Genomic DNA, 8,575 nt, shown 5'->3' on the forward strand with positions numbered 1-8,575 from the left:
GTCGGGACCGCCTCGAAGATGGATTCGGGCATCGAGACGAACGCGCTCTCGTGGGCGACGGTGCCGCCGCTCCAGATCTTCTCGATGACGTCGAGTGAGTCCTCCATCCGCTTGGCTCGTCCCGACCACGGCGTACCGGTGACCTGATATTCGTCCGGCGACCAGCCGAGTCCGAACCCGGCGGTGAGGCGACCTTTCGACAGGATGTCGAGTGTCGTGAGCCGGCGTGCGAGGAGAACCGGGTCGTAGATCGGCAGAATGAGGACCGCTGTTCCGAGTCGCAACGTGGTGCTGTGAGCGGCCGCGAACGTCAGCGTGTCGAGCGCATCGAGATTGCGTTGCCACATCGGCGACAACGAACCGTCGCCGGCTGGAAACGGCGCTTGCGGACTGGTCGGCCACAGCACCCGGTCGTTGACCCAGACGCCGTCGTAGCCGAGCTCCTCGGCGCGACGGGCCGCAGCGGCGATCTGGTCGGGTCCGCCGAACGGACCGACCTGAGGGAGGGCGAAGCCGATCCTCACGACGCCACCGCCAGGGCATCGATGCGATCGACGACGACCGCGAGGTCGGCTGGCGCCAGCGTTCGCTCGGCCACCCCCCAGAACAGCTCGAAGATCTCTGGCGGCGCCCCCATCTTCATCCCGGCGAGCGTCCCAGCTCGCTCATCGGGGTTCATCGCCAGCAGCATCGGGCGCAGGAACACACACATGTCGGTCGGAGGGACCGAGGTGCGAATCGCCATCTCGATCTCCATCAACTCGTCGTCGGTTGCGGCAGCCTGGAGTCGCGGCATGACCTGACGCTCCTCGACGTTCATGTGGGTGAGGTAGTCCGCGGTGAATGCCACCAGACGGTCATACACATCGGTGGCAGACCTGGCGTCGAGTGCCGCCACCATCGTTCGCAAGTCTCGAAGTTGATGCTCGGTGGCGGCGTGCGCGGCCTCGATGGACTCGGTGAGGTCGCCGGCGTGCTCCGCGATGAGCCCCGCGAGGAGTGGTCCGTCCTCGTGGCCGTGATGCGTGACGAGCATCATGTCGAGGTCGGCAAACAACTGTCGAAGCGAGTTGACCGCGTCGGCATCGGTGGCATCGAGTGCTCCCGCGCACTCCACGATCTCGAACATTGCACGGCGCAGTCCCTTGTGCACCTCTCGATAGAGATCCGCTGGAGGTGCTGCCACCGGGCTCGATGTGACGGTGCTCGGTGCGGTGATCGTCGAGGTGTGTTCGGTCATGATGACTCCCTTGTCGTGGTGTGAGAGTCACCGTAAAGACGAGGACATGACCGTGTCCCCTAGGCAAACATGCCGTATTCCCTACCCGTGCCGAAGATCCTCGACCGCGGGAGACATCGAGGTCATTCGTCGTCGCGAACGAGTGTGATGTCGCTGTCGACCGTCAGGTGGAGCCGGCCGCGGCCCACCCGTTCCAGACCGAACGGATCGGAGCGGTCGGCGAGGCGACGCCGCAGCGTCAGCAACCGCGCCTCCAGGTTGTCGTTGCCAGCCGGGAGACCGATCGACCGGTCGAGTCGGATCTCGCGATTCGTGAACTCGCTGCGGCCCGAGCGTTCGTGTTCGCTGAGGAGGGAGAAGAGAATGCGACCCGGCACACCCCTGATGATGTAGTCACCATCGATCAGCACGCTGCCGTCATGGTCGTGGAACACCACGGTTGCAGCTGCAACACCCGACTGCGGTGAGGGATCGGCCGGTGAATCCGCCTCGACCGTCAGCGGCTCGAGGCCACCTGCCTCCAACAGTGCGATGGTGACCGCCAGGTGACCGGCCAGGATCTCGACGAGGCCCCCCGCCTCGGCGTCGAAGTGTCCGGGCGTCTCGCTGTCGAGATAGAGCACGCCGATCAGGCGATCGTGGAGGACCAGCGGCGTCGCGAGCATGCTGCGCGCGTGGTCGAGACCCGGTCGGGGGATCTCCTTTCGCTGATCGCTCGAAGGCAGCGGTGCGGCAGCCGCCAGCGCCAACCGGTCGACGTCGGCCAGGCGGACCTGGCGACGCCGGCGAGCGGCCACGCCGATGACACCCTCGTCCATCGAGACCTCCGAACCCACTCCGCTGGTGGCGTAGCCGTTGGTGGCGAGGGTGAACAGCTGCTCTTCGTCGTCGGCGACCACCAGGAGGATGGAATGGCGGTAGCCGAACAGATCCTCCATCGTCTCGAGCGCAACCCTGGTGGCCTCCGCGAGGTCGCGGCATTCGGACAAGCGACGCACGAACACATCGAGGCGGAGGAGCAGATCGGCGGCACCGCGCATCGTGCCCTCGGGTTGGGGGGCGCCGCTCGCCGGGGCGCACCGATCGACCCGCAACACCTCGATGGCCTTCAGGCGGAAGACGTCCTCCATCCCGGACTGTGCGGCGATCGCTTCGAGTCGGGCGCGCACGGCCTCGAAAACCTCGCCAGACCGCTCGGATCGCAGATGGGTGGCGTCCAACTCGTACTCGATCATGGTCGTCGGTTCGACCACCCGGATCGCGACGCGGGGGTTGGCCCGGAGATTCACCGCTGTCTTGCCGAGGAACTGATTGGAGATCCCGACCCGTTCCTCGTCGATGTACCAGATGACCGACAGGTAGGTGCTGTTCGGTGTGCCGTCGCTCGACACCGTGGCGATGGGAGAGGGGATCGCACCCTGGAACGCGCCGCGGATCGAGCCGAGCGCGACGTCCAAGCCGGTCATCGAAGTCGCTCCCCAGCGTGGTCACCGGGCGTCTGGTCGTAGAACTCGTCGACCGTGAAACTCACCATCCGAAGATCACCCGAGAAGAGTCGATCGGCGTCCTGCTCGATCCCGATCATCGCGACCTCGGCGATGAAGCGACCCAGGTGCTCATGGACTGCGATGCGATCGGCCTCCGACGGAGCACCGACATGTTCGACCGTGCCCTTGAGCTGCGCGGTCCGATAGGTCAGCGGTTCGCTCACCGTGGCTGCGATCGCACCGTTCGACTCGAGATTGGTGAGCGTCGACGAACCCGCTGGTGCGGTGATCGCGAGTGTCAGCACGCCGGCCTCGTCGTCGTACGACGGTCCCCAGCCGCGGGTGAGGGCGGGTCGTCCGTCATCTGACGCAGTCGCGACCACCACCGCCACACCACCACCCATCATGCCCACCAGATCCATCGACTGCCCCTTGCGCCGTCAAGGTACTTCACCCTGGGGGCGCGATGGGTCAGATCACTCGCCGACGAGGCCGTCGATCGACTCACGGATGAAGTCGGCGTGCCCGTTGTGACGGGCGGTCTCCTCGATCATGTGCAGCATGATCCAGCGCAGCGAGAACGCCATTCCTTCCCGATCGTTGATCCGGTGCGACAGTGAATCGAGCGAGCCGGCGGCGGCGGCGACCACCCGACTCCGCTCGCATGCCGCCGTGTACCACGCGATCAGATCGGCGGGATCGTCGTCGATCGCCGAGTGGAGCTCCCAGTCACGATCGTCGTCGAACGGTGCATCCGTCCACGGGGCGGGCATCGGCGCGCCCATGAAGTCGCTCTGGAACCAGTGATCCTCCACGAAGGCCAGATGCTTTGCGAGCGACGCAAGCGTGAGGTCCGATGGAGGCAGGCGACGGTTCAACTGCTCGTGGTCGAGCCCCTCGATTCGGCTGAGGAACGTCGCCCGGTGGTAGTCGAGGAACTCGTTCAGCGAGGTGCGCTCGTCAGCCTGGAGATGGGGATCGTGTCGATGCATCACCCGAGTCTGACCGCGGCGGCCGGGCTCGACGGTCAAGCGATGTCGGCGAGCCGAACGTCCTGCAACGTCGACAGCACCACCAGGCCCGGTCGAGGCTCGACGTCGACGACGTGGGGAATCGCGACGGTGCGGCACCCGGCGGCCATCGCCGACCCGACTCCGGTGGGCGAATCCTCGATCGCCAGGCAATCCACGGGGTCGACCCCCACGAGGGCGGCCGCGGCGAGATAGGGGTCGGGCGCGGGTTTGCCGTTCTCGACCTCGTCACCGGTGACCGAGCCGATGAACACGCCGGCGGGAGCCTCGGAGAGCACCGCGTCAGCCAATCGTCGCCACGACATCGTCACCAACACGCAGGGCACACCGGCATCGCGCGCCTCGATCAACAACTCGCGCGCCCCGGGTCGCCACAGCAGTTCGTCGGCACACATCGCGATCACACTGTCGAGGAGTCGCTCGACGATCGCCGGCGGTTCGAGGTCGACACCGCCGCGGTCGCGCAGTTCGACCGCGGCATCGAGCAGGTCGAACCCGACGATCGAGTGCGCGTCCCCCGCGCTCCACGTGCCACCGAACTCGGCGACGAGCGCATGCTCACTCGCGATCCAGTACGGCTCCGAATCGACGATCGTCCCGTCCATGTCGATCAGCAGAGCAGCGGGAAGGGTCATGAAGGAGGAGTGTGCCTGACGAAATGCGAATGTCCCGCGCTCAGAGCGCGTATCAACTGGAGTCTGACCCCAGTTGATACAGCTCACCCCCGGAACATGGTGATCTTGTCCTCGCCGATGCGCTCGCGCTTCTCGGGGTCGGAGACGCCGAGGCCCTCGGCGGGCGAGAGACACAGCACGCCGAGCTTGCCCTCGGCCTCGTTGTGGTGCACCGCGAGCGCGGCGTCGCCGACGTGCTCGAGGTCATACACGTCGGTGAGCAGCGGCTGGATGCGGCCCTGGTCGAGCAGCTTGTTCGCCGCCCACGACTCGGCGTAGTTCGCGAAGTGCGACGAGAGAAGCTTCTTCAGCTTCATCCAGAAGTGGCGGTTGTCGAACTCGATCATGTAGCCCGACGTCGCAGCGCAGGTGACGACGGTGCCGCCGCGCTTCACCGCGAAGATCGATGCTCCCATCGTCGAGCGGCCGGGATGCTCGAACACGATGTCGACGTCCTCACCACCGTTGACGGCGCGAATGTCCTTGCCGAACCGGCGCCACTCGCTCTCGTCCTGCGTGTTCTCGTCGGACCAGAAGTTGTAGCCGGCGGCCTTGCGGTCGATGACGGCTTCGCATCCCATCTTGTTCAACAGCGCGGCGCGCTCGGGCGACGAGACGACGCCGATCGGTGTGCCGCCGCCATTGAGGACGTACTGCACGGCATAGCCGCCGATCCCTCCGGTGGCACCCCAGATCAGGACGCTGTCACCCTGCTTCATGCGGGCGCCGTTGTCACCGACGATCATGCGGTACGACGTGGCGCTGCACAGGCCGTTGACCGCCGCTTCCTCCCACGTCAGGTGCGTCGGCTTCGGCATCAGCTGGTTCGCCTTGACGACCGACAGGTCGGCGAGCGCTCCGAAGTTCGTCTCGAATCCCCAGATCTTCTGGTTCGCGGCGAGCATCGAATCGTTGTGCGCGCTCGGATCCTGGTCGTCGACGTAGTTGCAGTGCACGGTGACCTCGTCGCCGGGCTTCCAGTTGCGCACCGCCGCGCCGACTTTCAGCACCACGCCCGACGCGTCCGATCCGACGATGTGCTCGTCGCGTGCGTGGCGTTCGCCGTACTCGCCGTCGCGGGCCATCCGATCGAGGAATCCGAACGTCGGCAGCGGCTCGAAGATCGAGGTCCACACCGTGTTGAAGTTGATGCTCGACGCCATGACGGCGATGTACACCTCGTCGGGGGCGAGCTCGGGTGTCGCGACGTCGTCGACGTGCAGCGACGTGCGCGGGTCCTTGTCCCAGGAATCGACGCCTTCGAACATCGCCGTTTCGTCACGCCTGACGAATGCGGCGCGATAGCTCTCCGGGATCGGGAGGTTGGCGATGTCGTCGCTGCTCGCACCGGACTGGATCGCTTCGAGAATCTGCTCCATGCCCGAACGTTACCGACCGGTAACCAGGCTCACCAAAGGCCACATCGAGCGCCACGGAGGATCACGGGCCAGATCACTTGTTACCGCCCGGTAGCCGCGGACTACGCTCGACCCATGGCTTCCCACGGTTCCTACATCATCGCCGGCGCACGCACGCCGATCGGCAAGATGAGCGGTGCGCTGGCATCGTTCAGCGCCGCCGATCTCGGCGGTTTCGCCATCGCCGAAGCACTGACCCGAGCCGGCGTCGCACCCGACGAGGTCGATCATGTGATCATGGGTCAGGTCCTCATGGCCGGCCAGGGTCAGGTGCCCAGCCGCCAGGCGGCCTCCAAGGCCGGGATCCCGATGAGCGTCCCCGCGGTCAACGTCAACAAGGTCTGCCTCTCCGGTCTGAACGCGATCTACCTCGCGCACCAGATGGTCGCGATGGGCGACGCCGAGATCGTCGTGGCCGGCGGCATGGAGTCGATGACCAACGCCCCCTACCTCGCCGATGGCGCTCGCGGCGGCTTCCGCTACGGCAACACGGAGCTGCGCGACGCGATCATCGCCGACGGTCTGTGGTGCTCCTTCGACTCGTGTCTGATGGGCCTCGGCACCGAGCGCTACACCGACGGCACGGGCATCACCCGCGAGCAGCAGGACACCATCGCTGCGGCATCGAATCAGCGCGCTGCCGCGGCCATCGCTGCCGGCACGCTCGCCGAGGAGATCGTCGCCGTCTCGGTTCCACAGCGCAAGGGCGATCCGATCCTCGTCGAGCACGACGAAGGTGTGCGTGGCAACACCACACTCGAGACGCTCGCCGGTATGCGCCCCGCGTTCGACAAGGAGGGCACGATCACCGCGGCCAACGCCTCGCAGCTCTCCGACGGAGCTTCCGCCGTCATCGTGATGTCGAAGGAAGCCGCCGAGAAGCGCGGCGTGACCCCGCTCGGCGAGTTCGTGTCGTACGGAATGGTGGCCGGCCCGGACAGCGCCTCACTGCTCACGCAGCCGAGTCGAGCGATCATGCAGGCCGCAGACAAGGCCGGTGTCGCGATCGCCGACCTCGACCTGTTCGAGATCAACGAAGCGTTCGCCGCGGTCGGCCGCGCCTCGATCGACGAGTTGGGGATCTCCGACGACATCGTGAACGTGAACGGTGGCGCGATCGCGCTCGGCCATCCGATCGGAATGAGCGGCAACCGTCTGGCGCTCACCCTGCTCCACGAGCTCAAGCGTCGCGGCGGTGGCATCGGTGCTGCCGGACTGTGCGGCGGCGGTGGACAGGGCGACGCGATCGTCCTCAAGACCGTCTGATCAGCCGCCACGGAGCGGCGCCGTTCTGACGTCGCTGCTGCCATTTATTGCGAAACGTTGACATTTGTCGCAACGGTTCCTATGGTGATTCCTACAACTTCATCGAGTGGTTGCTCGACGACAGAGGGTCATTTCGTCACAGAGATGTCATCGAACTGAAACGTTCGGAATGTCTGTCCACAGCGGCTGCCAAGGTCTGAAGCACCGTCAATCCGAACCGGCCCGTCCGCCCGCTACCGGTTCGAGGAGATGGTGCTTCAGTTTATTTTCGGCTGACCCGTTCAGTCGGCGACGTTGCGGCGGCCCTCGAGTGCCCGACCCAGCGTCAGCTCGTCGGCATACTCGAGGTCTCCGCCCACGGGAAGTCCGCTGGCGATCCGCGTCACGGTCAACCCGATCGGCTTGAGCAACCGAGCCAGGTACATCGCCGTGACCTCGCCCTCGGTGTTCGGATTGGTGCAGAGGATGATCTCCTCGATCCCCTCCGGCTCGATCCGCGCCACCAACTCGCGGATCTTGAGCTGTTCGGGTCCGATCCCCTCGAGCGGGCTCATCGCCCCGAGCAGGACGTGGTATCGACCGCGGAACTCACCGGTCTTCTCGAGCGCGACGATGTCACGGGATTCCTCGACCACGCACACCACCGACGCGTCGCGGCCGTCGTCGTTGCAGATCGGGCACAGGGTCGAGTCGGCGACGTTGAAGCAGCGTTCACAGAATCGCACCCGCGCCTTCGCGTCGATGATCGCCTCGGCGAGACGGTTCACGTCGTCCGCGGGGATCTTCAACAGGTGGAAGGCGATCCGTTGCGCCGACTTCGGGCCGATGCCCGGGAGCCGACCGAGCTCGTCGATCAACAGCTGAACGGGTGGGGTGTAGTTGCTTGCCATGTCGCCTGTCGAGAAGGGAGGATCAGTACGGATCGTCGACGAGTTCGGAACCCGGGAACGCTTCGGCGAGACGATCGACCGGCGACTTCACCGATTCGGGCGGCACATCGACCAGCCCGTCGAGATCGACGTCGTCGTCGTCGGGCAGGGTGTCGGCGAGCGTCTGGAGACCGGCGTCGGGATCCGGTGCAGGACCCTGGGAGCGCGCCTGTTCTGCGATCGCCCGACCGTTGGGAACCGCATCGGCCTCCGAGGTCACCGGAGCCACCGGCGATTCGGGGACGGCGCGGAGGTGTTGTGGCTGTTCGGTGGGACTCGGGCTCTGCTGAGGTACCGCTGCTGCTCGGGGTGAGGTGTCCTCGGCCAGCGACCCGTTGGTCGTCGGCGTCGCTCCCACCGGGCGGGAGCCGGGGTCGACCGCAGCCGGGACGTTTGCCGGATGGATGCGGCCACCTCCGCCGCCCGAGCCGGAACCGCCGCGCGAGCTGCCTCCGCCGTCACCACCACCGTCGACCACGAGGTCGACCTTCACGGCGGTGCCCGCATGTGCGGTCAACGCCTGCTCGACC

9 protein-coding genes and 1 pseudogene are annotated in these 8,575 nt (G+C 66.3%); 1 reads left to right on the top strand and 9 read right to left on the bottom strand.

What is annotated here, in order from left to right; genetic code table 11:
• The 7 genes from WBV89_RS11940 to ccrA all read right to left on the bottom strand — a co-directional run.
• The coding region (locus tag WBV89_RS11940; protein WP_423981574.1) for an LLM class flavin-dependent oxidoreductase at positions 1–524 on the bottom strand (524 nt) is incomplete at its 3' end.
• Positions 521–1,240 carry a hemerythrin domain-containing protein gene (locus tag WBV89_RS11945; RefSeq protein ID WP_423981575.1) on the bottom strand — a complete coding sequence of 240 codons (720 nt, stop codon included), beginning with the start codon at positions 1,238–1,240 and terminating at the stop codon, positions 521–523. The genes WBV89_RS11945 and WBV89_RS11940, both read right to left, overlap by 4 nt.
• A gap of 122 nt (positions 1,241–1,362) precedes the next feature.
• Positions 1,363–2,706, bottom strand: coding sequence for a GAF domain-containing protein (locus tag WBV89_RS11950; RefSeq protein ID WP_423981576.1), 1,344 nt, complete (start codon positions 2,704–2,706; stop codon positions 1,363–1,365).
• Positions 2,703–3,149, bottom strand: coding sequence for a pyridoxamine 5'-phosphate oxidase family protein (locus tag WBV89_RS11955; RefSeq protein ID WP_423981577.1), 447 nt, complete (start codon positions 3,147–3,149; stop codon positions 2,703–2,705). Before WBV89_RS11955 ends, WBV89_RS11950 begins: the two co-directional genes overlap by 4 nt.
• 54 nt (positions 3,150–3,203) lie before the next feature.
• Positions 3,204–3,719, bottom strand: a complete 516-nt coding sequence (locus WBV89_RS11960; protein ID WP_423981578.1) for a DinB family protein — start codon at positions 3,717–3,719, stop codon at positions 3,204–3,206.
• Between the two features lie 35 nt (positions 3,720–3,754).
• Complete coding sequence (locus WBV89_RS11965) at positions 3,755–4,393, bottom strand: HAD family hydrolase (protein ID WP_423981579.1); 639 nt, start codon at positions 4,391–4,393, stop codon at positions 3,755–3,757.
• A gap of 83 nt (positions 4,394–4,476) precedes the next feature.
• Positions 4,477–5,811, bottom strand: a complete 1,335-nt coding sequence (gene ccrA, locus WBV89_RS11970; RefSeq protein WP_423981580.1) for a crotonyl-CoA carboxylase/reductase — start codon at positions 5,809–5,811, stop codon at positions 4,477–4,479.
• Positions 5,812–5,925: 114 nt separating this feature from the next.
• On the opposite strand from ccrA, the gene WBV89_RS11975 reads away from it, so the two are divergent.
• Positions 5,926–7,116 carry an acetyl-CoA C-acyltransferase gene (locus WBV89_RS11975; protein ID WP_423981581.1) on the top strand — a complete coding sequence of 397 codons (1,191 nt, stop codon included), beginning with the start codon at positions 5,926–5,928 and terminating at the stop codon, positions 7,114–7,116.
• Between the two features lie 281 nt (positions 7,117–7,397).
• On the opposite strand, the gene recR is transcribed toward WBV89_RS11975, so the two are convergent.
• Both recR and WBV89_RS11985 read right to left on the bottom strand, forming a co-directional pair.
• A complete protein-coding gene (gene recR / locus WBV89_RS11980; protein ID WP_423981582.1) occupies positions 7,398–8,006 on the bottom strand; it encodes a recombination mediator RecR in 609 nt (202 codons plus the stop codon).
• A 22-nt stretch (positions 8,007–8,028) separates the two neighbouring features.
• Positions 8,029–8,575: pseudogene (locus WBV89_RS11985) on the bottom strand (hypothetical protein); the annotation flags it as partial.

The organism is Ilumatobacter sp. (assembly GCF_049588435.1).
Classification (GTDB): Bacteria; Actinomycetota; Acidimicrobiia; order Acidimicrobiales; family Ilumatobacteraceae; genus Ilumatobacter_A.